The sequence below is a fragment of the Enterococcus sp. 3C7_DIV0644 genome, from assembly GCF_002141235.1.
Lineage (GTDB): Bacteria > Bacillota > Bacilli > Lactobacillales > Enterococcaceae > Enterococcus_D > Enterococcus_D entomosocium.
Map to the genome: position 1 here is coordinate 2,706,492 of NZ_NGLK01000001.1, position 698 is coordinate 2,707,189.

At 56.4% G+C, this 698-nt stretch carries 1 protein-coding gene; it reads left to right on the forward strand.

Features of this window, described 5'->3' with window-relative positions; genetic code table 11:
- Positions 1-698: hypothetical protein (locus A5877_RS12725; RefSeq protein WP_176273474.1), on the forward strand; the 698-nt coding region annotated here is incomplete at both ends.

Genomic DNA, 698 nt, shown 5'->3' on the forward strand with positions numbered 1-698 from the left:
GACGCTGATGCGGATGCAGATTCAGACGCCGATGCAGATTCCGATTCCGATGCCGATGCGGATGCGGATTCCGATTCCGATGCCGATGCGGATTCCGATTCCGATTCAGACGCCGATGCAGATTCCGATTCTGATTCAGATGCGGATGCGGATTCCGATTCAGATGCCGACGCCGATGCGGATGCCGACTCAGATTCCGATTCCGATTCAGATGCGGATTCCGATTCCGATGCGGACGCCGATGCGGATGCGGATGCCGACTCAGATTCCGATTCAGATTCCGATTCAGATGCGGATTCCGATTCCGATTCCGATTCAGATGCGGATGCTGATTCAGATGCGGATTCCGATTCCGATGCGGATGCCGACGCCGATGCGGATGCCGATGCGGATGCCGACTCCGATTCCGATTCAGATGCTGATGCAGATTCCGATTCAGATGCGGATGCGGATGCGGATTCCGATTCAGATGCGGATGCCGATGCGGACTCCGATGCCGATTCAGATGCCGACGCCGATTCAGATGCGGATGCGGATTCCGATTCCGATGCGGACGCCGATGCGGATGCGGATGCCGACTCAGATTCCGATTCAGATTCCGATTCAGATGCGGATTCCGATTCCGATTCCGATTCAGATGCGGATGCTGATTCAGATGCGGATTCCGATTCCGATGCGGATGCCGACGCCGATGCGGA